General features: G+C 67.8%; 19 protein-coding genes and 7 tRNA genes. 15 read left to right on the forward strand and 11 right to left on the reverse strand.

What is annotated here, in order from left to right:
- The first annotated feature begins 5 nt into the window (after positions 1-5).
- The 8 genes from C1926_RS05790 (at position 6) to C1926_RS05825 (ending at position 11647) form a co-directional block, all read left to right on the forward strand.
- Positions 6-2189, forward strand: coding sequence for a PAS domain S-box protein (locus C1926_RS05790; protein ID WP_108758537.1), 2184 nt, complete (start codon positions 6-8; stop codon positions 2187-2189).
- Positions 2190-2284: 95 nt separating this feature from the next.
- Positions 2285-2968 carry a response regulator transcription factor gene (locus tag C1926_RS05795; protein ID WP_079222289.1) on the forward strand — a complete coding sequence of 228 codons (684 nt, stop codon included), beginning with the start codon at positions 2285-2287 and terminating at the stop codon, positions 2966-2968.
- Positions 2946-4325 (forward strand): ATP-binding protein, encoded by a 1380-nt coding sequence (locus C1926_RS05800; protein WP_108758538.1) that lies wholly within the window; start codon positions 2946-2948, stop codon positions 4323-4325. Before C1926_RS05795 ends, C1926_RS05800 begins: the two co-directional genes overlap by 23 nt.
- An 804-nt stretch (positions 4326-5129) precedes the next feature.
- Complete coding sequence (locus C1926_RS05805; RefSeq protein WP_108758539.1) at positions 5130-8348, forward strand: efflux RND transporter permease subunit; 3219 nt, start codon at positions 5130-5132, stop codon at positions 8346-8348.
- A complete protein-coding gene (locus C1926_RS05810; protein WP_108758540.1) occupies positions 8341-9504 on the forward strand; it encodes an efflux RND transporter periplasmic adaptor subunit in 1164 nt (387 codons plus the stop codon). The genes C1926_RS05805 and C1926_RS05810 overlap by 8 nt, the downstream gene beginning before the upstream one ends.
- Positions 9491-10885, forward strand: a complete 1395-nt coding sequence (locus C1926_RS05815) for an efflux transporter outer membrane subunit (protein ID WP_108758541.1) — start codon at positions 9491-9493, stop codon at positions 10883-10885. The genes C1926_RS05810 and C1926_RS05815 overlap by 14 nt, the downstream gene beginning before the upstream one ends.
- Before the next feature lie 75 nt (positions 10886-10960).
- Positions 10961-11188 carry a hypothetical protein gene (locus tag C1926_RS05820; RefSeq protein ID WP_079222284.1) on the forward strand — a complete coding sequence of 76 codons (228 nt, stop codon included), beginning with the start codon at positions 10961-10963 and terminating at the stop codon, positions 11186-11188.
- Positions 11189-11224: 36 nt separating this feature from the next.
- Positions 11225-11647, forward strand: a complete 423-nt coding sequence (locus tag C1926_RS05825) for a hypothetical protein (RefSeq protein WP_159095040.1) — start codon at positions 11225-11227, stop codon at positions 11645-11647.
- 68 nt (positions 11648-11715) lie between these two features.
- Here C1926_RS05825 and C1926_RS05830 read toward each other — a convergent pair whose 3' ends face one another.
- A complete protein-coding gene (locus tag C1926_RS05830; protein ID WP_108758543.1) occupies positions 11716-12804 on the reverse strand; it encodes a DUF5694 domain-containing protein in 1089 nt (362 codons plus the stop codon).
- A gap of 166 nt (positions 12805-12970) precedes the next feature.
- Here C1926_RS05830 and C1926_RS05835 point away from each other — a divergent pair, with 166 nt between their 5' ends.
- The 3 genes from C1926_RS05835 (at position 12971) to C1926_RS05845 (ending at position 15782) form a co-directional block, all read left to right on the forward strand.
- Positions 12971-13246 (forward strand): hypothetical protein, encoded by a 276-nt coding sequence (locus tag C1926_RS05835; protein WP_108746898.1) that lies wholly within the window; start codon positions 12971-12973, stop codon positions 13244-13246.
- 15 nt (positions 13247-13261) lie between these two features.
- Complete coding sequence (locus C1926_RS05840; RefSeq protein ID WP_108758545.1) at positions 13262-13672, forward strand: GNAT family N-acetyltransferase; 411 nt, start codon at positions 13262-13264, stop codon at positions 13670-13672.
- A gap of 271 nt (positions 13673-13943) precedes the next feature.
- Complete coding sequence (locus C1926_RS05845; RefSeq protein WP_108760634.1) at positions 13944-15782, forward strand: methyl-accepting chemotaxis protein; 1839 nt, start codon at positions 13944-13946, stop codon at positions 15780-15782.
- 64 nt (positions 15783-15846) lie between these two features.
- Here C1926_RS05845 and C1926_RS05850 read toward each other — a convergent pair.
- A tRNA-Leu gene (locus C1926_RS05850) sits at positions 15847-15932 on the reverse strand.
- Between the two features lie 138 nt (positions 15933-16070).
- On the opposite strand from C1926_RS05850, the gene C1926_RS05855 reads away from it, so the two are divergent.
- The gene (locus C1926_RS05855) at positions 16071-16451 is read left to right on the forward strand and encodes a response regulator (protein WP_108758546.1); all 381 of its coding nucleotides are present in this window, start codon (positions 16071-16073) and stop codon (positions 16449-16451) included.
- A gap of 15 nt (positions 16452-16466) precedes the next feature.
- On the opposite strand, the gene C1926_RS05860 is transcribed toward C1926_RS05855, so the two are convergent.
- Positions 16467-17423 (reverse strand): SOS response-associated peptidase family protein, encoded by a 957-nt coding sequence (locus C1926_RS05860; RefSeq protein WP_108758547.1) that lies wholly within the window; start codon positions 17421-17423, stop codon positions 16467-16469.
- A 76-nt stretch (positions 17424-17499) separates the two neighbouring features.
- On the opposite strand from C1926_RS05860, the gene C1926_RS05865 reads away from it, so the two are divergent.
- Complete coding sequence (locus C1926_RS05865) at positions 17500-17916, forward strand: GNAT family N-acetyltransferase (RefSeq protein ID WP_108758548.1); 417 nt, start codon at positions 17500-17502, stop codon at positions 17914-17916.
- A 60-nt stretch (positions 17917-17976) separates the two neighbouring features.
- Here the strand turns inward: C1926_RS05865 and C1926_RS05870 are convergent.
- The 8 genes from C1926_RS05870 to C1926_RS05905 all read right to left on the reverse strand — a co-directional run bounded on the left by C1926_RS05870 (position 17977) and on the right by C1926_RS05905 (position 21892).
- Positions 17977-18052: transfer RNA gene (locus C1926_RS05870), tRNA-Glu, on the reverse strand.
- 47 nt (positions 18053-18099) lie between these two features.
- A tRNA-Ala gene (locus C1926_RS05875) sits at positions 18100-18175 on the reverse strand.
- Between the two features lie 46 nt (positions 18176-18221).
- Positions 18222-18297 (reverse strand) — tRNA-Glu (locus tag C1926_RS05880).
- 49 nt (positions 18298-18346) lie between these two features.
- Positions 18347-18422 (reverse strand) — tRNA-Ala (locus tag C1926_RS05885).
- Between the two features lie 185 nt (positions 18423-18607).
- A tRNA-Glu gene (locus C1926_RS05890) sits at positions 18608-18683 on the reverse strand.
- A 54-nt stretch (positions 18684-18737) separates the two neighbouring features.
- Positions 18738-18813, reverse strand: a tRNA-Ala gene (locus C1926_RS05895).
- An 89-nt stretch (positions 18814-18902) separates the two neighbouring features.
- On the reverse strand, positions 18903-21497 hold the full coding sequence (locus C1926_RS05900) for a heavy metal translocating P-type ATPase (RefSeq protein WP_108758549.1): 2595 nt from the start codon (positions 21495-21497) through the stop codon (positions 18903-18905).
- Complete coding sequence (locus C1926_RS05905) at positions 21494-21892, reverse strand: heavy metal-responsive transcriptional regulator (RefSeq protein ID WP_079222268.1); 399 nt, start codon at positions 21890-21892, stop codon at positions 21494-21496. Before C1926_RS05905 ends, C1926_RS05900 begins: the two co-directional genes overlap by 4 nt.
- 180 nt (positions 21893-22072) lie before the next feature.
- Between C1926_RS05905 and C1926_RS05910 the strand changes: the two genes are divergently transcribed.
- Together C1926_RS05910 and C1926_RS05915 are read left to right on the forward strand one after the other, a co-directional pair.
- Positions 22073-23140, forward strand: a complete 1068-nt coding sequence (locus C1926_RS05910; protein ID WP_108758550.1) for a helix-turn-helix domain-containing protein — start codon at positions 22073-22075, stop codon at positions 23138-23140.
- A gap of 84 nt (positions 23141-23224) precedes the next feature.
- Positions 23225-24028: a TlpA disulfide reductase family protein gene (locus tag C1926_RS05915; RefSeq protein ID WP_108758551.1), complete on the forward strand. Its 804-nt coding sequence runs from the start codon at positions 23225-23227 to the stop codon at positions 24026-24028.
- Positions 24029-24041 lie beyond the last annotated feature (13 nt).

Here is a 24041-nt window from a genome sequence, read left to right on the forward strand (position 1 = left end):
CGCTGATGGGCGGCCCCGGCAACAACGAAGGCACCCTGGTCGAGCGCCGCCTGCTGGAGCTGGCCGAAGACCGTCGCCGCCTGGCGATGATCATTGAAGGCACCGCCGCCGGCACCTGGGAATGGAACGTGCAGACCGGCCAGATGCGCATCAACGCGCGCTGGGCGGAGATTGTCGGCTACCGCCAGGAAGACCTGGAGCCGGTAAGCCAGGACACGTTCCAGGCACTGGTCCATCCCGATGACCTGGCGCGTTCGGATGCGGCGCTGGAAGCGCATTTCCAGGGGCACACCGATCAGTACGCGTGCCTGCTGCGCATGCGCCACAAGGACGGCCGCTGGATCTGGATCCACGACCGCGGGCGCGTGTTCGAATGGGACGGGCAGGGGCGACCGCTGTGGATGGCCGGCGCCCATGACGATGTGACCGAACTGCAGCAGGCCCGGCAGGACGCGGCGGAAATGCGCCAGCGGCTGCAGGCGCTGGTCGATGCATCCGACGAAGTGGCGGTGATGGCCACTGACCCGCAGGGCACGATCACCCTGTTCAACACCGGCGCCGAGCGCCTGCTGGGCTATTCGGCCGACGACGTGGTGGGCCGGGTCGACCCGGGCATCTTCCATGAGCCTGAAGAGATGGCCGTGTTCCTGGCGCCGCTGGCCGATGCCGAGGGGCGCCTGCCGACGATTTTCCAGGCCATGACCGCGCAGGCCCAAGGCCGCACGTTCTCGCGGCAGTGGACCTTCCTGCGCAAGGATGGCCAGCGCCGGCAGGTGCGCCTGTCGATCAGCCGCATGGACGGTGCCGACGGCCAGCGCATCGGCTACGTCGGCATGGCCATCGACATCACCGAGATGCAGCAGGCGCGTGCCGATGCGCGGCTGGCGGCGGACAAGTTCGCCGGTGCGTTCACCTCGGCGGCGCTGGGCATGGCCCTGGTCTCGCTCGAAGGGCGCTGGCTGGACGTCAACGAAGCACTGTGCCGCATCCTCGGCTACCCGCGCGAAGAGCTGCTGCAGGTCGATTTCCAGCGCCTGACCCACCCGGCGGACCTGCAGAACGACCTGGCCCTGGTGCAGGACCTGCTGGCCGGCCGGCGCAATCACTACCACCTGGAAAAGCGTTACCTGGACCGCGATGGCAATACCATCTGGGCGCGCCTGTCGGTCTCGCTGGTGCGCAACGAGCGTGGCGAGCCGCTGCATTTCGTGTCGCAGATCCAGGACGTCACCGCCCAGCGCAGCAGCGAGCAGCGCCTGTACGAAACCGAGCAGCGCAGCCGCATCACCCTGGATGCCGTGACGGACCTGGTGCTGAGCGTGACCCTGGAAGGACGTATCGAGTACGCCAACGCTGCAGCCGTGCGCATCCTGGCGGACGATAACGCGCTCGCCCTGGCCGGCCACAACGTGCAGGACGTGCTGTCGCTCACCACCGAATACGCGCCCGGCTCGGTGCTGGACGTCGCCGTGCTGCTGGACCCGGACAGCAATGCCGTGGACCTGCATGCCGACCTGCTGATGCGGATGGGCGCAGCCACAGTGCCGGTGGACCTGACCCGTGCCTGGCTGCGCGATGACGAGGGCCAGGTGCGTGGCGCGGTGTGGGTGCTGCGCGACGACACTCAGCAGCGTGCGCGCCAGCGCGAAGCACGCCATCTGGCCGAAATCGACCCGCTGACCGAACTGGGCAACCGCCGGGGTTTCGAGGCGCACCTGCAACAGGCGATCACCCGCGTCGAGCGCACCGGCCAGGCCGCCTCGCTGATGTTCATCGACCTGGACCGCTTCAAGCCGGTCAACGACACCTGGGGCCATCTGGCCGGCGATGCCGTGCTGTGGGCGGTGGCCAGCGTGCTGCGCCATGGCGTGCGCGATTCGGACATCGTGGCGCGGCTGGGCGGCGACGAGTTCGCGGTGATCCTGCCCGGCTGTGGCCCGCGCCGTGCCGCCCGCATCGGCCGCGAACTGCTGCAGACCCTGGCCGCGCTATCCATTCCGTGGGACACCGCACGGCTGCGCATCGGCGCCAGCATCGGCATTGCGCCGCTTGAGACGGGCATGACCGTGGATGAGGCGGTGGCCTCCGCCGATGCCCAGTGCTACCGGGCCAAGGCCATGGGCCGCAACAATGTGCAGGTGCAGGGCGAACTGGGCGAACTGCCCGGCGAGGACAACGAGCCGGGCTGAACCGGTACGTACCGGCCGCCCGCATGAAGCATGTTTCATTTGCCCGCACCAGCCGATTTGGCGAGCATGGGCGAGTCTGGACTTCAGCGGTGCCCATGTCGCGCGTATTGACCATCGAGGACGATGCCATCACCGCCCAGGAAATCGTGGCGGAGCTGGGCAACCATGGGCTGCAGGTGGACTGGGTGGCCGACGGCCGTGAAGGCCTGGTCCGTGCTGCCAGTGGCGACTACGACGCCATCACCCTGGACCGCATGCTGCCCGGGCTGGATGGCCTGGCCATCGTCACCACCCTGCGCCGCATCGGCGTGCAGACCCCAGTGCTGATGCTCAGCGCGTTGTCCGACGTGGATGAGCGCGTGCGTGGCCTGCGTGCCGGCGGCGATGACTACCTGACCAAGCCGTTCGCCTCCGACGAGATGGCTGCGCGGGTGGAAGTGCTGCTGCGCCGCCGCCAGCAGCCGGCCAGCAACGAGACCGTGCTGCGCGTGGGCGACCTGCAGCTGGACCTGCTGGCGCGCACCGCCCACCGGGGTGGCCGCAGCCTGAGCCTGCTGCCGACCGAGTTCAAGCTGCTGGAATACCTGATGCGCAACGCCGGGCAGGTGTTGACCCGGATGATGCTGTTCGAGGAAGTGTGGGGCTACCACTTCGACCCGGGCACCAACCTGATCGACGTCCATATCGGCCGCCTGCGGCGCAAGCTCGACCAGGCCGACCTGCCGTCGCTGATCCGTACCGTGCGCGGCAGTGGCTATGTCCTCAGCGAAACTGTCTGACGGCTGGCGTTCGTCCAGCAGCCGCCTGCTGGGGCTGTACAGCCTGTTGTTCGTGGCGTGGTCGTGCGTGCTGCTGGGCGTGCTGTACTGGCGGGTGTCGCTGTACCTGGACGAGCTGGCGCAGTCGGCGGTCCTGCAGCGGGCGCACCTGTTCGAACACTTCACCGGCGACGCGCTGACCGAAGCCCTGCGCGAGAACCGCCGCTACGACCTGCATGGCATCGACGCGTACGGGCTGTTCACCCCGCAGGGCCAGCCGCTGGCCGGGGTGCTGAAAACCCTGCCGGCGCAGCTGCCGCGCGATGGCAGCGCGCACCCGGTATCGGGGCTGCCGATCACCGATGCCAACGCGCAGGGCAAGCGTGGCTTCGGCCTGGCGATGCCGACCCGCGACGGCCGCATCCTGGTGCTGGTGCGCTACAGCGGTCCCTTGAACGAGGTGAATCACCTGATTCTTGATGCGCTGCTGTGGGGCGTGTCGCTGACCCTGGTGCCCGGCCTGCTCGGCTGGCACCTGTTGCGCCGGCGGCCACTGCGGCGCATCCAGGCCATTGAACAGGCCACCGCGCAGATCGTGGCCGGCAACCTGGGGCAGCGCCTGCCGTTGTCCAGCCGCCGCGATGAACTGGACATGCTGGCCTCGATCGTCAACGCCATGCTCGACCGCATCGAGCAGTTGATGACCGAGGTCAAAGGGGTGTGCGACAACATCGCCCACGACCTGCGCACGCCGCTGACCCGGCTGCGCGCGCAGCTGTACCGCATGCGCCAGCAGGTGGGCGATGGCGAACCGCAGGCGCTTGCGCTGGAGCAGGTGCTGGATGAGACCGATACGCTGATGGCGCGTTTCCGCGCGCTGCTGCGTATTTCCGAGCTGGAGGACCACCAGCGCCGCTCCGGTTTCGTCGCGCTGGCGCCGGAGGCGCTGCTGCAGGAGATCCACGCGTTCTACGCACCGCTGGCCGAGGAAAAAGGCCAATGGCTGGAGCTGGAACTGGCGGCGGACCTGCCTGGCGTGGTGGGTGATCGCGGGCTGTTGTTCGAAGCGATCGGCAACCTGCTGGACAACGCGATCCGTTTTGCGCCGGAGGGCGGCCGGGTGCGACTGGCCGCGCGGGTACAGGACGGCGCGACGTGCATCGTGGTGGAGGATTCCGGCCCGGGCATTCCCGAGGGGGAGCGCAGCCTGGTGTTCCAGCGGTTCCATCGGGCCGATGCGAGCGAGGGCGGGGGGTTCGGCCTGGGCCTGTCGATCGTGGCGGCCATTGCTGGCCTGCACGGGTTCCGTGTGACGGCCGGGGAGTCGCGGCTGGGCGGTGCCAGTTTCAGCGTGCTGTGCCGGCCGCAGGTGCTGTAGGGGTGTTCTTCTGCAGGGCTTGCAGCCCTGCACCTGCCGCAATCAACGTCAACGTCAACTTCAAAAGCCTGCATTCCGTGGGATGGCGGGGTGGGTCCGGTTGCGGGGGACGCTGCAAGTACGTCCATGTAAGCTCGGTCGCCGCATCCATGCGGCTCACGCCCCCTCAACCGGACCCACCCCGCCTTCGACAGTTTCCCGCGATCTGTTGGAGCCTGCTGCTGATGGTGGTGGGTGCCGACCGTTGGTCGGCACGGATGAATTCATTCGATATCTGACAGATGTGCCGACCAACGGTCGGCACCTACCAATAGCCGCGCGTCCCAGTAGAGCCACGCCATGCGTGGATGAATTCATTCGGTGTCTGACAGATGTGTCGACCAAGGTCGACACCTACCAACAGCCGGCGTTGCCAGTAGATCCGCGCCATGCGTGGATGAATTCATTCGATATCTGACAGATGTGCCGACCAACGGTCGGCACCCACCAACAGCCGCGTGAACCTGTCGAAGGCGGGGCACTGTGGGTTTGCGGGGTGTGAGCCGCATGGATGCGGCGACCAAGCCCCCATGGATGGGTTTACGGCGTCCCCGCAAACCCACAGTGCCCCGCCATCCCACGGAATGCCCGCTGTTGCTCTGGCTTTGGCCTTTGCATTAAGCAGGTGCAGGGCGCAGCCCTGCCGAACCCCACCCCTTTCATGAAAGATGTTTCATCCACGGCACAGCTTTGTTTTAACTGCCAGCGCCGATACTTTCCGGCCTGCGCTGCCCACGGTGGGCACACGCACTGCTGGAGAGCTGCATGCTCGGCTTGGTCAGGACCGCGCTCAACAAGCCTTACACCTTCGTGGTGATGGCCATTTTCATCTGCATCGTCGGTCCGCTCAGCGCCCTGCGTACGCCCACCGACGTGTTCCCCGACATCGGCATCCCTGTCATCGCCGTCGTCTGGCAGTACACCGGCCTGTCCCCCGATGCCATGTCCGGCCGCGTCATCTCGCCCTACGAGCGCGCGCTCAGCACCACCGTCAACGACATCGAACACATCGAATCGCAGTCGCTGGCCGGCATGGGCGTGGTCAAGGTGTTCTTCCAGCCCGGCGTGGACATCCGCACCGCCAACGCGCAGATCACCGCCATCTCGCAGACCATCGTCAAGCAGATGCCGGCCGGCATGACCCCGCCGCTGATCCTCAACTACAGCGCCTCCACCGTGCCGGTGCTGCAGATGGCGTTCTCCAGCCCGACCCTGGGCGAATCGCAGATCCGCGACCTGGCGCAGAACACCGTGCGCCCACCGCTCACCTCCATTCCCGGCCTGGCCATCCCCGCACCCTACGGCGGCAAGCAGCGGCAGATCACCCTCGACCTCGATCCGCAGGCGCTGGCCGCCAAGGGCCTGTCCGCCCAGGACGTCGGCAACGCGCTGGCCGCGCAGAACCAGATCACCCCGGTGGGCACGGCCAAGCTGGGCGGCAACGAGTTCACCGTGCTGCTCAACAACAGCCCCAGCGACATCGAAGCGCTCAACGATCTGCCGATCCGCACGGTCAATGGCGCGGTGGTCACCATCGGCCAGGTTGCCCACGTGCGCGATGGCTCGCCGCCACAGACCAACATCGTGCGCGTCAATGGCGGCCACTCGGTGCTGATGGCCGCGCTGAAGAATGGCGATGCCTCCACGCTCACCCTGGTCAGCCGCATCCGCGCCATGCTGCCGCAGATCGGCGAAACCCTGCCGCCATCGCTGAAGATCTCGCTGCTTGGCGATGCCTCCACCTTCGTGCGTGAATCGATCAGCAGCGTCGCCCGCGAAGGCATCATCGCCGCGCTGCTGACCAGCGTGATGATCCTGGTCTTCCTCGGCAGCTGGCGCTCGACGGTGATCATTGCAGCATCGATTCCGCTGGCGGTGCTCTCGGCCATCGCGCTGCTGTCGGTGGCCGGGCAGACGCTCAACGTGATGACCCTGGGCGGCCTGGCGCTGGCCGTGGGCATCCTGGTGGACGACGCCACGGTGACCATCGAGAACGTCAACTGGCACCTGGAACAGGGCAAGGGCGTGCGCGAGGCCATCCTCGATGGCGCCGCGCAGATCGTCGGCCCGGCGTTCGTGTCGCTGCTGTGCATCTGCATCGTGTTCGTGCCGATGTTCCTGCTCGATGGCATCGCCGGCTACCTGTTCCGGCCGATGGCACTGGCGGTCATCTTCGCCATGGGCAGTTCGTTCGTGCTGTCGCGCACCCTGGTGCCGACCATGGCGCTGTACCTGCTGCGCCCGCACCGGGTCGAGCATGGCGTGGGCCACCATCCCGAAGATGCCTTCCTCAACCATCATGAGGGCGATCATCCGCAGCACCGCCGTGCGCGCCTGGCCGCCACGCTGGTGCGCTGGCAGCAGCGTTTCGAAGCCGGGTTCTCGGCCGTGCGCGACCGCTACCACGCGCTGCTTGGCCTGGCCCTGGGCAACCGCCGGCCGTTCCTGATCGGCTTCATGGCCTGCGTGCTGGTGTCCTTCGCGCTGCTGCCGACCCTGGGCCAGGATTTCTTCCCGGCCACCGAGGCCAGTGCGCTGTCGCTGCATGTACGCCTGCCGCTGGGCACCCGCATCGAGGAAACCGCTGCTGCCTTCGATCGCATTGAAGCGCGCATCCGCCAGGAAGTCCCGCCGGCCGAGATCGATGCCATCGTCGACAACCTGGGCCTGCCGATGACCGGCATCAACATGGCCTACAGCGCCAGCGGCACCATCGGCCCGCAGGACGGTGACATCCAGGTCTCGCTGAAGCCCGGACACGGTGATGCGGCCGGGTACGAGCGTCGCCTGCGCGAAGTGCTGCCCGCCGCCTTCCCGGGCACCAGCTTCGCCTTCCTGCCGGCCGATACCAGCAGCCAGATCCTCAACTTCGGTTCGCCGGCGCCGATGGACGTGCGCATTGCCGGGCCCAACGCGGCCGGCAACCGCGCCTATGCGCAGGAACTGATCCGCCGCCTGCGCCACGTGCCCGGCCTGGTCGATCTGCGCCTGCAGCAGCCCGATGGCTACCCGACGCTGAAGGTGGACGTGGACCGCCTGCGCGCCAACGGCCTGGGCATCACCGAGCGCGACGTCACCAACAGCATGGTCGCCTCGCTGGCCGGCAGCGGCCAGGTGGCGCCGACGTTCTGGCTGAGCCCGAAGAACGGCATCTCCTATGGCGTGGTGGCCGCCACCCCGCAGTACCGCATGGACAGCCTGGCCGCCTTGAGCGCGCTGCCGGTCACCGGCAGCAGCGGCGTGCCGCAGGTGCTGGGCGGCCTGGCAGATATCCAGCGCGGTTCCAGTTCGGCGGTGGTGACCCACTACAACGTGCAGCCCACCCTGGACGTGTACGCCAGCGTGCAGGGGCGTGATCTGGGCGCGGTGGCCGCCGATGTGCAGAAGGTCATCGATGGCATGGCCAGCCAGCGCCCACGCGGCACCGAGGTCGGCCTGCACGGGCAGATCGATGCGCTGCATGTGGCCTTCACCGGCCTCGGCTACGGCCTGCTGGCGGCCATCGTGCTGATCTACCTGCTCATCGTCATCAACTTCCAGTCGTGGACCGATCCGTTCGTCATCATCACCGCGCTGCCTGCCGGCCTCGCCGGTGTGGTCTGGATGCTGTTCCTTACCCACACCTCGTTGTCGGTGCCCGCACTGACCGGGGCCATCCTGTGCATGGGCGTGGCCACGGCCAATTCGATCCTGGTGGTCAGTTTCTGCCGCGAGCGCCTGGCCGAACACGGCGATGCCGCCAAGGCCGCGCTGGAAGCCGGATTCACCCGTTTCCGGCCGGTCTGCATGACCGCGCTGGCGATGATCCTGGGCATGCTGCCGACCGCACTGTCCACCGAACAGAACGCGCCGCTGGGCCGCGCGGTCATCGGCGGCCTGCTGCTGGCGACCTGCGCCACCCTGTTGTTCGTGCCGGTGGTGTTTGCCCTGGCCCACTCGCGTAAGCCCCGCACCGCCCCCGCCGGAGAGCCCCTGCATGTCTGATGCTTCGCTGCCGCAGCGTTCGCTGCGCCGCCCCCTCATCCTGGGTGCCGCCATCGCGGTGGTCGTGGTTGCCGCCGGCCTGGCCCTGCGCGCGCAGCAGGCGCACGCCGTGGTGGAATGGACCGAGCGCCAGGCGGTGCCGGCCGTGCAGGTTGTCACGGCCGGTGCACAGGCGGCGGCGGGCACGATGACCCTGCCGGCGCACCTGACTGCCTGGACCGAAGCGCCCATCCACGCGCGCGTCGGTGGCTACCTCAAATCATGGAATGCCGACATCGGCCAGTCGGTCAAGGCCGGCCAGGTGCTGGCGGTGATCGACAGCCCGGAACTGGACCAGCAGATCGCCCAGGCCCACGCCCACCTGCTGCAGGCACAGGCCGATGCCGCGCTGGCCAAGGTCAGTGCCGAGCGCTGGCAGGGCATGCTGGGCAGCCATTCGGTGTCGCGCCAGGAAGCCGATGAGAAGCAGGCCAATGCGCTGGCGGCGCAGGCCAGCGTGGAAGCGGCGCAGGCCGACTATGTGCGGCTGCAGGAGCTGGGGCGCTACCGCACGCTGCGCGCACCGTTCGATGGCACCGTGACCTCGCGGCAGACCGACGTCGGCCAGCTGATCCGCGCCGATGACAGCGGCCGCGAACTGTTCAACATTGCCGATACGCGCCGCCTGCGCCTGATGGTGCCGGTGCCGCAGAACAGCGCGGGCAGCATCACGCCTGGGCTGCAGGCCAGCCTGCAGGTGCCGGGCCAGTCCGGCCGCCACTTCACCGCCACGCTGCAGGGTGACTCCAGTGCGATCGACCGCAGTTCGGGCACGCTGCTGGCGCAGTTCGTGGTCGACAATGCCGACGGCGCGCTGCTGCCGGGCAGCTACGCCGAAGTGACCCTGCCACAGCAGGGCGGCGGCGATGGCGTGAGCGTGCCGTCCGAGGTGCTGATCTTCCGCGCGAAGGGCACCCAGGTGGCGGTGGTCGACGGCAAGGACATCGTCCACCTGCGCGACATCCATATTGCCAGCGACCTGGGCAGCACACTGCGGGTGGACCGTGGCCTGAAGGCGGGCGAGCGGGTCATTCCCAATCCGCCGGATGCCCTGCGCGAAGGCGACCATGTCCGCGTGGTCGCCGGTGAGCAGGAGCCTGCACATGCGCGTGGTTGAACGCCGGCTGGTGCTGGTGCTGGGCGCGGTGCTGCTCGGCGGTTGTTCGCTCGCGCCGACTTACCAGGTGCCTGCCGTGGCGATGCCGGCCGGCTATGAAGGCGGTGGCGCATCCGCGGCCGCCTCGCCGTTGCCGGCTGCGTGGTGGCAGGCCTTCCAGGATCCTCAGCTGGACCACCTGCAGCAGCAGCTGGTCGAGGCCAGCCCGACCCTGGCGCTGGCCGTGGCCCATTACGATGCCGCGCGTGCCGCCGCCGGTGAAGTGGCTTCGGCGCGTGCGCCGCAGGTGGGCTTCAGTGCAGGGCCGATGCGCCAGCGCCAGTCCGATGACAAGCCGCTGCGCAGTGCCACCCAGCCTGCGATCTACGACAGCAACAGCGCGGCGTTCTCGTTGTCCTTCGACCTGGACCTGTGGGGACGCCTGCGCAATGCCGCCGCTGCAGCAGGGGCGCGCGCCGAGGCCAGCGGCGATGACCTGGCGGCGGCGCGGCTGAGCCTGTCGCAGCAGCTGGCCGGGCTGTACCTGCAGCTGCGCGGCACCGAGGCGCAGCAGGTGATCCTGCGCGACAGCATCGACGACTACCGGCAGGCGCTGGCCCTGACCGAAGACCGGTTCCGCGGCGAGATCGCCTCGGAACTGGACGTGGCCCGCGCGCGCCACCAGCTGGCCAGCGCGCAGGCCGACCTGGATGCACTGGATGCACGCCACGCGCTGCTGCGCCATGCCATCGCCGAACTGGTGGGGGCCCCGGCCAGTGGCTTCGTGCTGGCCGATGGCAATCTGCCGGCGCTGCCGCAGGTTCCCGCGGACCTGCCCAGCAACCTGTTGCAGCAGCGCCCGGACATCGCCGCAGCCGAGCGGCGGGTGTTTGCCGCCAACGCCGGCATCGGGGTGGCGCGTGCCGCCTGGTTCCCGCAGCTCAGCCTGACCGGGCTGCTGGGCGGGCAGACCTCGGGCAGCGCGTCGGTGCTGGACGTGGGCAACCGCTACTGGGCGCTGGGCCCGCTGGCGGCGCTGCCGGTGTTCGATGGCGGCCGCCGCAGGGCTGCGAAGGCGCAGGCCTACGCCGAGTTCGATGCGGCCTCGGCGCAGTACCGGGCCACTGTGCTGGCGGCGATCCGCCAGGTCGAGGACCAGCTGACCCTGCTGCGCCAGCTGGACGCGCAGCGCGGGCACGAGGACGACGCCGTGCAGGCCGCGCGGCGCGCAGAACAGATCGCACGCGACCGCTACGCCGGCGGCGCGGTGAGCTACCTGGATGTAGTGAGTGCGCAGACCGACGCGCGGCAGGCGCAGCTGGGCCTGCAGGACATCCAGGCCCGGCAGCTGCAGGCCAGCGCGGCGCTGATGGCGGCCCTCGGCGGCGGCTGGGCGCGCTGAGTCCGGCCACGGTCTCAACCTGTGAGAGGACGGGGCGGAACAATCGCCCCATCGCCACCTCAGCAGGGAAGTGCCATGAGCCGTTGGAACACCCACATCGTCGGCGCCTACGCGCCCGCCAGCATCGGCTGGCTGCTGGCCCTGGCCGGCGGCCTGCGCCTGGAACAGTTGCGTGCCGACCCGCTGGCGCAGTCGCTGGTGCCGGTGCTGCAATGGGGCGTGGCCAGCGCACTGCTGGCTACCCTGGCGTGCATCATTGGCGCCAGCGCCGTACTGTGGCGCAACGGGCGCAGGCCCCGCTGAGCAGGCGCTGTAGAGTCGAGCCATGCTCGACTGTTTTTGGCGCTGCAAGTCGAGCACGGCTCGACGCTACCAATGACGAGGTTGTTGATGTTTGCCTGGGATGAAACCGCCTTTATCGAATTGTTCGGCGTCGCACCGTCGGTGGACGCCTCCGACGGCATCGACGTGCAGGTGGTGCATGCGCAGGGAGGCGTCCGCCTGCTGTTGTCCTTCAGCGTGCTGAGCGGTGATGCACGCGTGCAGGTGTTTGCGGCGGGGCAGGGCGAGCCGGTGTTTGACGGCTGCCTCGCATCCAGCCCGGGCGCGCGCGTCGTCCGCAATGCAGGGGCCGAGTTCGTCGAGATCGGTGGGGCCGGCAGCTGGCCGCATGCGCGCGGCTACGACATGCAGCAGCCCTTGGAGCATGGGCTGCGCGTGTTCGTCTCGCCCTCGTTGATGGTCAAGACGTTCGGCAGGTAGAGTCGAGCTTGCTCGACTGTGGTGGCCAGGAGCAGTCGAGCAAGCTCGACTCTACTCCGCCATCCCGCTCAACGCAGTACCGGCTCCGCATCCACCAGCCGCACGTCATGCATCTGGTCGAGGTAGGCCTCGTAGTAGCCTTTATGCGAGGCACCGACAACGGCGAGCAATCGTGTGCCCGGGTGCTGCCCAAGCACGTCACGGATGTTGGCGACCATGCGCAGGTTGCGGGTTTCCCAGTAGCCCAGATAATTGCGCCCGAATGCTTCGGGGGAGGGGTCCTGCAGCGCAGCGCCGAAGTCTGCACGGTAGGCAAGTTCAGCCCATTCGGGGCGGTTGTAAGCGCGATACAGGGCAAGAACGCCATCTGGTGCGCCAAGCGCCGCATGCAGCGGCGTGTCAGCGTCCTTCATCGCCTGCACATGGGGGTTGTCCCACACCGCTTCCATTGCTTTACGGCTGGCTTCCGCCTGTTGCGGCGGCGTGGGTGAATCGGCCGTGTGGTCATCCACCGCCCACAGGCGGTCATGTCCCAGCCGGGCAGCAAGCACGGCAGCAAGCTGGTACGTTTCCTGCCGGCGCACCCCATGCGATTCAAGGGTCTGTACCAGAGCCGGCGTCAGCCCATCGCCAGCGTGCCGCTCCGATGCCTGGAGGCGAAGCCACTGCACCTGTGCAGAGCCGGGTTCGCCCGCTGCAAGCAGGATGGCAGCAAGATGGCGTCGTTGTGAGGGCGTCGCATCCTTGGGCAACGCTGCCAGCAAACGCTCTGCTTCGCCGCTTGCGACGGGGACATCCATGCCGGTGCCCGCCTGTGCCGCCGTGGTATCGAAGCAGTAGGTCTGCGCGGTTTCGGCATAGCGCAGCGGATTGCGGCGCATGAAGTCGCATTGCCTTCCAGACAGGTTCTCTGTGGCGATGGCGTCAGGCATCCAGGCCGCCAATCGCTCAAGCAGGGGCTGCAGCTGCGCCGGTTCGAAGGTCTTCGGCAACTGAGAAAGGTGTGGCGTGGCGAGTACCAGGACGTCGTTGCTGCGGCCCGACACCGGTCCCTTGTGCTCGCCCGGATGGAAGGCGGGGCGATAGGGCGCATCAGCGGCGCCGGCGGCGGCACTGCACAGGCTCAACAACAAGACACACGCGCAACGTCTGAACATGGGCTTCTCCCTGCAATGGATGCATCCGTGATGCAGGTGATGCTGCACGCAACGACGCGCGATGTAATGGGTCGTTGGTCATTGCAACCTTCCCGGCGCAGCGCGCATCGCTGTAACGGCGGTGGTGGTCCACAATGGCCGCTGCACCCTGGAAACGAACACCGACATGGACGCTGCACTCCCCATCGTGACGATCGCCGCACTGCTCGGTGCCATCATTGGCTTCGTCGGGCCGCTCGGCTGGCGCTGGCAGCTGCTGCGGCTGTCGCCGGCGCTGCTGCTGCCGGTGGCACTGCATGTCCTGCAGCACACGTCGTGGATCTTCGGTGGCGGCGGTGGCTGGGTGACAGCGGCGCTGCTTGTGTGGGTGGGCAGTCTCGGCTACCTGCCGGCCGTGCTGGCCATTGCCGTGCTGCGCTGGATGATGTGGCGTCAACGCTGACCGCGGAGGAACACGATGCTGGTAAGAGTCGGCAGTCTGGACGAAGCCCTGCAGGTGCTGCAGGGCGTAGGCGAGCTGGGCCAGGGACGCACCCATGCCACCTATGCGCAACGCCTGGCCGGGCGCCGCCACTTGGTGCTGGTGGCCGAGCAGGGTGGTGAACTGGTCGGCTTCAAGGTGGGTTACGCGCTCGATCGCAGGCGCTTCTACAGCTGGGTCGGCGGCATCCATCCGGCCCATCGCCGCCAGGGCATCGCCCAGGCGCTGCTGGAAACCCAGCAGCGCTGGGCAGCCGCGCAGGGTTACGGCTGCATCGAAGTGAAGACCTCGCAGGCCTTCCCGCAGATGGTGGCCCTGCTGGAGCGCAATGGCTACCAGGCCCAGGGCGAGGCCGGGGGCAAGCTGCTGTACCGCCGGGCGTTGTGAAGGCGCGGGCCGTGCAGATCGCCCTAAAGGTGGCGTCCGGCCCGCCGATAACCTGACTGGATCCCGCTCCTGCCTTTCGCTGCTGGACTCCAGGCTGCCCCCGACGGGTGGCCCGCGCTGTGTGTACCGCCTTCCGCAGTCCGCAGTCCAGCTTTACGCGCAAGACGAACAAGGACGCTTCCCCCCGCGCGTCTGCAAGTCCAGGCAATTGATGGCCCCGCCGGGCATCCGCCCGCCGGATTGCATTCTATTGGACTCCGAGGAACCCAAGATGCTGATGCCAGGCTTCACGGCGGGTGAGCAGACGCCGGCCGATTCCCATTCCCGTTACTCACCCTGGCGCCTGCTGCTGGGCGCGCTGGGTGCGCAGCGCACCACCACTGATGTGTCCGCGCAGGACCGCCGGCAGGATGAGCTGGCCGCACAGGTGGCTGCCCTGCACCGCGTGCAGGCGGTCATCGAGTTCGCCCTGGATGGCACCATCCTGCAGGCCAACGACAACTTCCTGCAGGCGGTGGGCTACCGCCTTGATGAGATCCAGGGCCAGCACCACGCCCTGTTCGTCGATCCCGAGCATGCCCGCAGCGCCGAATACCGCGAGTTCTGGGCGCGACTGGCGCGCGGCGAGTTCGACGCCGGCCAGTACCGGCGCATCGGCAAGGGCGGGCGCGAGATATGGATCCAGGCTTCGTACAATCCGGTGCTGGATCGCCAGGGGCGGCCGTACAAGGTGGTGAAGTTCGCCACGGACATCACCGCGCAGAAGCTGCAGGCCGCCGATTCGGCAGGCCAGCTGGCGGCCATCGACAAGTCACAGGCGGTCATCGAGTTCAGCCTGGACGGACGCATCCTGTCCGCCAATGCCAACTTCCTCGCCGCCACCGGCTACACGCTGGAGGAAGTGCGCGGCCGGCACCATTCCCTGTTCGTCGAACCCGACCAGCGCGAGAGCGCCGAATACCGCCAGTTCTGGGAAAAACTGGGCCGGGGCGAGTATGACGCGGGCCAGTACCGGCGGCTGGGCAAGGACGGGCGCGAGGTGTGGATCCAGGCGTCCTACAACCCCATCCTCGATATGAACGGTCGTCCGTTCAAGGTCGTGAAGTACGCCACCGATATCACCGCGCAGGTGCACGAAAACCAGGCCACCCAGCGCGCCGTGGCGCAGACCCGCGAAGTGGTGGCGGCCGCAAAGCAGGGTGACCTGACCCACCACGTGGACATGACCGACAAGCGCGGCCCGATCGCCGATCTCTGCGAGGGCGTCAACGCGCTGGTGGAGGCCATGGCCGGCATCCTCGGCCAGATCAAGTTCGCCGCCGACACCATTGCGGTGGGTGCGAGCGAGATCGCGCAGGGCAACAACGATCTGTCCCAGCGCACCGAGCAGCAGGCTGCCTCGCTGGAAGAAACGGCGGTGTCGATGAAGGGCCTGGCCGAAACCGTGCAGCGCACCGCCACCCATGCACGCCAGGCCAGCGAACTGGCCGGTGGCGCGGCGGAAGTGGCGGCGCGCGGCGGCACCGTGGTCCATGAAGTGGTCTCGACCATGGCGGTGATCAACACGTCCTCGCGGCGCATCGTCGACATCATCGGGGTGATCGACGGCATTGCCTTCCAGACCAACATCCTGGCCTTGAATGCCGCCGTGGAAGCCGCGCGCGCGGGCCAGCATGGCCGCGGCTTCGCCGTGGTGGCCACCGAGATCCGCGAGCTGTCGCAGCGTTCGGCCAGTGCGGCCAAGGAGATCAAGCAGCTCATCGACGCATCGGTGGCCAACGTCGGCGCCGGCACCGCGCAGGTGGAAAGCGCGGGACGCACCATGGATGAGATCGTGCGCGACGTGCGCCGGGTCAGCGAACTGATGACCCAGATCAGCACGGCGGCACAGCAGCAGAGCGACGACATCCAGCAGATGAACCAGGCCGTCGACCTCATCGACCAGGGCACGCAGCAGAACGCGGCGCTGGTGGAGGAGGCTTCGGCGGCGGCGCGCAGCATGGAGGAACAGTCAGCGCAGCTGCTGCAGACCGTGGCCGGGTTCCGGGTGGATGCGGGGCAGGGCGGCGCGGGCGCGCAGCGGATGCCGATGCTGCGGGTCGTGACCTGACGCCGGGGCGGTTGTGCCTGCAGCAACGCAAAAGGCCAGGTCGGTGACCTGGCCTTTTGTTCGATGGTGCCGGTGAAAGGACTCGAACCTTCATGGGGTCACCCCCGGCTGATTTTGAGTCAGCTGCGTATACCATTCCGCCACACCGGCAGCAGCGGGCTAGTGTAACCGAGCCCGGCGGACCTTCATAGAGGCGCCTCCGCACAGGGCCGGAAGCCCGTTGATTTGTCGGTAATGGCTGGGCGATGGCTATACTGGATCCGGTTGACAGGCGCCGGAGGGAGGCCCATGACTGCGTTGCAAGGCCTGCGGGTACTGGTGGTCGAGAACGATGAGATGAGTGCCGCCCTGCTGCAGATGCAGCTGGTGCAGGCCGGCGCCGTGGTGGTCGGTCTGGCCGAGACGGTTGCCCAGTCGTTGCGCCTGCTGCAGGACACCTCGCCGGACGTGGCTCTGCTGGATTACCGGCTGGCCCGCAACGAGACCAGTGAACCGGTGGCCGCGGCCCTGGCCGCACGCGGCGTGCCCTTCGTGCTGGCCACCGGCATGACCGCCGATCAGCTGCCTGCATCGATGCGCGGCGGCGTGCTGCTGGTCAAGCCCTACCTGTCGGCGGATCTGTCGCGCGCATTGGTGCGCGCGGTCGGCCGTTCCAGCGCCAAGGCCTGACCGCCGGGCTCAGGCTCAGGCCGCCTCTTCGTAGACGTAACGCAGATCCTCGCGGTCATCGAGGATCGCGTACTGCGTGGCCAGCTGGTCCGGATCGGGGTTGAGCCAGGCATCGAGGTGTTCCGGCCGGATCGGCACCACGCCGCGGTCATGACCGGCGGCAGCCACGTCGGCCGGCGGTGCGTCGGTGATCGCGGCGAAGGACAACAGCCGGCCTTCCGGGCCTTCCCACTCGGCCCACAGGCAGGCCAGCAGCAGATCACGTGGCGGGTCGGGGCGGAATTCCAGCACCACGTCCCGTTCCTTTTCTCCGGTATCCAGGCTGCGGCCGGCCATGGCATGGCGCGGCACGTGCTCGTAGAACGCGCTGACCACCACCACGCCGTGGCGCAGGCCGAAGGCGCCGCGCCAGTAACCTTCCAGGCTGTCGCGTCGCGCGTTGTAGGTGCCCGGGTAGAGAACGTCGTTGCGTGCGGGCTTGTCCGGCAGGCGGCACTGGTAGCGCATCGGCTTGATCACCCGCTGCCCGTTTTCGCTGACCATCACCGGCGCGTAGGTGCCGGGGAAGATGCGGTTGTCGCGCGGCAGCAGCTGCACCCGGTGCAGGTCGTCCAGGCGTGCCTGCGCGCGTTCGATGCGGTTGCTGGCCACGCGCAGGTCGTTGCGTGCTTTCTGTGTCGGCCGCGTGGCCAGGGTGGCGTGGGCGATGTCGCGCCGTTCGCTCTGCTTCGACAGCTCGGCCTGCAGCGCCTGCTGCTCCTCGGCATGCCACTGCTGGATCTTCGCCACGATGTCGCGGCCCTGCCCGGTGCGCGCGCCGGCAAAGCCATCGTCCATCGCCTTGGGTGTCTTCGGCCGCTTCTTGCCGGGATCGTGCGCGTACAGCTCGGCAAATTCTTCCAGCGACAGCACGGCGCCGTATTCACGGACAAGCTTGGCGTAGTCGGCGCGGATCAGGGCGGAGTAGCACATGGGCGTTCTGTGGGCGAAGGTCGCAGCGGCTGCGACGTGACTACGGCAGGATAGCCTGACCACTTGGAGATGACGCATGAGTGATTCGACGACCTGCCAGTTCCGCGACGGCGTAGCGACCGTGGAGGATTACTGCCAGTTGCGCCTGCTGGCCGGGCTGAGTGCGAAGACCGTCGAGGCCGCCAGCCGCGCGCTGCCCAACACGCTGTTCGGCGTCTGCGCCTACCAGGGAAGTGAGCTGGTGGCGATGGGCCGGATCGTCGGCGACGGCGGTTGCCACCTGCAGGTCTGCGATATCGCCGTGTTGCCGCGGTTGCAGGGGCAGGGGCTGGGCAAGGAAGTAATGCGGCGGCTGGATGCGTGGATGCAGGCGAATCTGCCGCCGTCGGCATATGTGAGCCTGCTCGCCGATGGCGAGGCGCATCGCCTGTACGCGCAGTTCGGGTTTGCACCCACCGCACCGGCGTCGGTCGGCATGTATCGGCGCTTCTGAACTCGATGCCTGGATGACAGGCAAAGAAAAACCCCGGCCGAGGCCGGGGTCTTCAAGAATTGGCGTCCCCACGGGGATTCGAACCCCGGTCGCCACCGTGAAAGGGTGATGTCCTAGGCCTCTAGACGATGGGGACGCACGAAAAACTTCAAGTTGTAGATCTTCGACGGCCTAATGTCGAAGTGGTGGAGCCAAGCGGGATCGAACCGCTGACCTCCTGCATGCCATGCAGGCGCTCTCCCAGCTGAGCTATGGCCCCATGAAACTCCGGATTGTCCTGCCGGGAGCAGGGTCCGTTTTGAAATTGGCGTCCCCACGGGGATTCGAACCCCGGTCGCCACCGTGAAAGGGTGATGTCCTAGGCCTCTAGACGATGGGGACGCACGAAAAACTTCAAGTTGTAGAACCTTCGACGGCCTAATGTCGAAAGTGGTGGAGCCAAGCGGGATCGAACCGCTGACCTCCTGCATGCCATGCAGGCGCTCTCCCAGCTGAGCTATGGCCCCGTGTTACCGAGCCGCCTATCTTACCAACGTATTCACCTTTGTGGAAGCTTTTTTTTTCGCTTTCTTCGTTCTGGTCCACCTGAGCCACAAGGGCAGGGGATCCACAACGCCACAACCTGAACGCCGGTAGGCGGTGAACAAAAAAGACCCGGTTATCGGCCGGGTCCTCGTTGTTCGTGATGAGTTGGCGTCCCCACGGGGATTCGAACCCCGGTCGCCACCGTGAAAGGGTGATGTCCTAGGCCTCTAGACGATGGGGACGCAGATCTCATCAATGTTCTTTTGCGACCTTTCGACGGCCTAATGCCGAAAGATTGGTGGAGCCAAGCGGGATCGAACCGCTGACCTCCTGCATGCCATGCAGGCGCTCTCCCAGCTGAGCTATGGCCCCACGTCGCTGAGGAGCGAAATAATAGCTGTGCCCCCGGGGGTTGGCAAGCGTTTGTTGCACTTTTCTTCACGTCCGTTGCGTCGCCGATGTCAGCCGGGCGGCAGGCGCTGTGCGCGCAGGCGCAGCGCGTTGCTGATGACCGATACCGAACTCAGGCTCATCGCCACCGCGGCAAGCATCGGCGACAGCGAAATGCCCCACGGCACCAGCACGCCAGCCGCGACCGGAATGCCCAAGCCGTTGTAGAGGAAGGCGAAGCCGAGGTTCTGGCGCATGTTGCGCACGGCCGCACGCGACAACTGGCGCGCACGCAGGATGCCGCGCAGATCGCCCTTCACCAGCGTGACCTGTGCGCTGGACATCGCCACGTCGGTGCCGGTGCCCATGGCGATGCCGACGTTCGCACTGGCCAGGGCAGGGGCATCGTTGATGCCATCGCCGGCCATCGCCACGACGCGACCCTGTGCCTGCAGCTGCTGCACCAGTGCGGCCTTGTCGGCGGGACGGCTTTCGCCGTGTACTTCGTCCAGGCCCAGCGTGGATGCAACCGCCTGTGCGGTCAGCAAACCATCACCGGTGGCCATGATGATGCGCAGGCCGTCGCGATGCAGTGCGGCGATGGCTTCGGCGGTGGTGGATTTGATCGGATCCGCCACGGACAGCAGTCCGGCGAGCTGGCCGTCCACCGCCAGGTACATCACGCTGGCACCGCGTCGGCGCAGGGCATCGGCCTGTTCCTGCAGTGCGGTCACCTGCACCGATTGCGCGGCCATCAATGCCGTGTTGCCCAGCCACATCGCGCGGCCCTCCACGCGACCCTGCACGCCCAGCCCGGTGATCGAATCGAACGCCTCCACCGCCAGCAGCGGCAGGCCACGGCTGCGTGCCGCGGCGACGATGGCTTCGGCCAGCGGATGTTCGCTGCCCTGGTCGAGACTGGCGGCCCACTGCAGCACCCGCCCATCCTCGAAACCATCGCTGGCATGCACGGCGTCGAACGCGGGCCGACCCTCGGTGAGCGTGCCGGTCTTGTCGATCACCAGCGTATCGACCTTGCCCAGTGCTTCGATCGCTTCGGCATCGCGGAACAGCACGCCGTGCTGCGCGGCGCGCCCGGTGGCAACCATGATCGACATCGGCGTGGCCAGCCCCAGCGCACAGGGGCAGGCGATGATCAACACCGCCACCGCGCTCAGCACGCCATGTGTCCACGACGGCTCCGGTCCGAACAGGCCCCAGCCGAACAGCGCCAGCGCGGCCACGGCCAGCACCGCCAGCACGAACCAGTACGCCACCTTGTCAGCCATGCGCTGCATCGGCGCGCGCGAACGTTGCGCCTGTGCCACCAGCTGCACGATCTGCGCCAGCATGCTGTCGTCGCCCACGCGCTCGGCTTCGATCACCAGCGCGCCCGAACCATTCAGGGTCGCGCCGATCACGCTGTCGCCGGCCTGCTTGGTCACGGGCACGGGTTCGCCGGTCAGCATCGATTCGTCCAGCGTCGAACGGCCTTCCAGCACGCGGCCATCCACCGGCACTTTCTCGCCGGGGCGCACCCGCAGGCGGTCACCCGCCTTCACCGATGCCAGCTCAACGTCATGTTCGCTGCCATCGGCATCGATCCGCCGCGCGGTCTTCGGTGCCAGGCCCAGCAGCGCCTTGATCGCCGCCGAGGTCTTGGCCCGTGCGCGCAGTTCCATCAGCTGACCAAGCAGGGTGAGCGAAATGATCACCGCTGCCGCCTCGAAATACACGCCCACGTGGCCGTGCTGCTGGAAAGAAGGCGGGAACACGCCCGGTGCGACCGTGGCCACCACGCTGTAGCCGTAGGCGGCGATGACGCCGGTGCCGATCAGCGTCCACATGTTGGGGCTGCGGTTGCGGATCGACTGCGCCCAGCGTTCGAGGAACGGCCAGCCGGCCCACAGCACCACGGGCGTGGCCAGCGCGCCTTCGATCCACACCCGCAGCGTGGGCGACAGCGCGTGCAGCAACGGGGTCATCGCCAGCATCGCCAGCGCCATCGTTGCCACGCTCAGCGGCAGCGAGACCCAGAAACGGCGACGGAAGTCGGTCAGTTCCGGATTCTCGCCATCGTCCAGGCTGGGCATCATCGGTTCCAGCGCCATGCCGCAGATCGGGCAGGTGCCGGGGCCTTCCTGCACGATTTCCGGGTCCATCGGGCAGGTGTACAGCGTGCCTGCAGGCACCTCCGGTGCGACGTAGGACGACGGATCGAGATAGCGCTGCGGGTTGGCGACGAATTTCTGCCGGCAGCCGCCGCTGCAGAAGTGGTAGTCCTGGCCCTGGTGGTGAGCGTGGTGCGCGGTGCTGGCAGGATCCACGTCCATGCCGCAGACCAGGTCCTTCACCGTGGCGGTGCCAGCGGCGGGCGCCGCATGCCCGCCGCAGCAGCCACCGGCCTTCTTTGTGGCGCCGGCTGCGGGCGTGCTGCCGTCGAAGGCGGCAGGGTCGGCCAGGAAGCGTTCGCGGCAGCGTGCCGAGCAGAAATGCCAGTCACGGCCATCGTGGTTGGCATGGTGGGCGCTGGTGGCCGGGTCCACGTCCATGCCGCAGACCGGATCCTTCACTGCCAGTGGCGCCTGCTTCGCGCTGCCGCAGCAGCTGCCGCCGCCCGTTGCCGCGCCGTGTGCATGTCCAGGATGCGGGTGCCCGCTGTTCATGCGTTGTCCTCGGTCAGGGCGGCGAGGATGGGACATTGCTCCAGGTCGCCATGGCCCGGGCAGGCGTCGACCAGCTGTGACAGCGCGGCGTGCATGCGCTGCAGCTCGGCCATGCGCTGCTCGATGTCGAGCAGGCGGGCCTGTGCGGTATCGCGCACGCTGGCCATGTCCTGCTGGTGGCGATCACTCAGCGTCAGCAGTTCGGCGATTTCCTCCAGGCTGAAGCCCAGCGCCTTGGCGCGGCGGATGAAGCGCAGGCGGCGCAGGTCCTGCTCGCCGAAGATGCGGTAGCCGCCGGCGGAGCGTGCTGCGGTGGGCAGCAGCTGCTGGCGTTCGTAGTAGCGGACGGTGTCGATCGGCACCCCGGCCTCGCGGGCCAGCTGTCCAATGTTCATGGCGCACTCCTGGATGACTGGGGCCATTGTCAACCCTGGAGTCTGGTCAAGAGTCAAGGGTTTATCCGCTTTCCCCATTCAGGTCACTTTGCAACTTTCTTCATAGCCCCGCTGTTGGGGCAGTTCCTACCCTCGCCTGAACTGGCCGCTCGACGGCCTGAACGAATGGAGGAGGGGAGTGTGGAGGGACTGAAGAACGAGGGCTTCGTCGAGGTGGCCGTGGTCGAGTACCCGGGAGGAGATCCTTCCGCGGCCTCTGTACTGGCTGAAATGGCCCATGTGGCCAACCGTCTTGCCCAGCAGCAGCGTCGCCCCAGCGCGCGCGTGCTGGTCACCCGCTGGATCGTGCCCGCCAGCCACCGCGGCGTGAACCGGGTCACAGGTGCGGACATGCTGGATGCGGCGATTCCTGCGGTGATCGCCCTGCCGGGCCAGGTCAGCCCGGTGGTTTCGGTGCGGGCCGAGGAAGTGTTGCTGGACTGGCTGCGTGCACATTACGACGGTGGCAGCCTGCTGTCGGCGGCGGCTGATGGCGTGGGGGTACTGGCACGGGCGGGCCTGCTGGCCGGGCGTACCGTGGCGGGTCCCGATCTGCGCCGCCACCCGGGCCTGCAGGGGCAGGCCGCCAGCTGGGCGCCCAGCGAGCGTGCGCTGGTCGATGATGGCGATCTGCTGACCGTGGCCGGCCAGCAGGCATGGCGCTATCTCGGCCTGCGCCTGCTGTACCGCCTGCACGGGCAGGGAGTGGCCAGTGCGGTGGCGCAGCAGCTGGGCATTGTCGTGCCGGCGGGCGTACAGCAGGACCTGGAACGGTTCAGTGCCAATTTCGCCCACGGCGACCGTGACGTGCTCAAGGCCCAGCGCTGGCTGCACACCACGTCGGCCCGCGGGGCGACCCTGCCGTCCATCTGCGAGGTTTCCGGTCTGGAACCGCGCACCCTGCAGCGTCGCTTCCTCAAGGCCACCGGGCTGCGTCCCATCGAGTACTGCCAGCGGCTGCGGGTGGCGAAGGCGCAGACCCTGCTGCAACAGGGCGCGAGCATCGACGAGGTGGCCTGGGGCGTGGGCTATGCGGACCAGAGTGCGTTCCGCCGCCTGTTCCTGCGCATTGTCGGCATGACGCCGGCCAATTACCGCCGTCACGTGAGCTGCAAGCGTCGAGAACGCGCACTGCCGGCGCCCGCTGCGATGGCGTCTCGTGCTTTGCCGGTCGTACCGGTCACCGGGCCGACGCTCGACGCGGCCTGACCGCCATGGTCGGAGCGCGGCGCTTGCAACACAGGCACAGCGCTCCGACCATGCAGGCCTCTGGAATGTAGTGCAGGTGATGCAATGCCAAGTGTGGGGCCGGTGCCGATGCCGGTTGTGGTGATCCTGGTCTGTCTGCTGCTGGCGATGGGCATCGCGCGGCTCTGGTCGTCGCGCCAGCCCGTGCCGCAGCGGCCCTCAGGCGCGGGCCGGGTGCTGGACATGCTGCTGGTGGGCCTGCTCTGTGGCCGCGTGTCCTTCATCGTCGCCAATTTCGCCTTCTATCGCGAAGCGCCCTGGAGCATGTTGCAGATTGCCGATGGTGGCTATCACGTGCCCGTGGTGCTGGTTGCAGCGCTTGGGTGGGGCCTCTGGAGCCTGCGCCGGCACCCTTCACTGCGTCTTCCGGTGCTGTGCAGCGCCCTTGCAGGCGCAGTGCTGTGGGGCCTGGGCAGCTACGGCCTGGCGCAGTGGCAGGCCAACACGTTGTCACTGCCCGCGGTGCAGGTGGTGGACCTGCAGGGCAAGCCGCTGGATCTGGCGCAGTTCCATGGCAAGCCGGTGGTGCTCAATCTCTGGGCAAGCTGGTGCGGGCCATGCCGGCGCGAAATGCCGGTTCTGGCCCAGGCGCAGCAGGCACACCCTGAGCTGCAGTTCGTCTTTCTCAACCAGGGCGAAAGCCTCGATGAGGTCCAGCAGTTCCTGACCGCGGAGCGCCTTGTGCTGCGCGACGTGCTGCTGGATGAGCCTGCCGCTGCCTCGACCGTGCTGGGCGTGCGGGCCTATCCCTCGACCCTGTTCTTCGATGCGGAGGGGCGCCTGCAGGATCTGCACCTGGGTGAACTGACCCACGCCGGTCTTGAACACAAACTGCGCAGGCTGCGGTAGCCTGCGCGGGCAT

This window comes from Stenotrophomonas sp. ZAC14A_NAIMI4_1 (genome assembly GCF_003086915.1).
Classification (GTDB): Bacteria; Pseudomonadota; Gammaproteobacteria; order Xanthomonadales; family Xanthomonadaceae; genus Stenotrophomonas.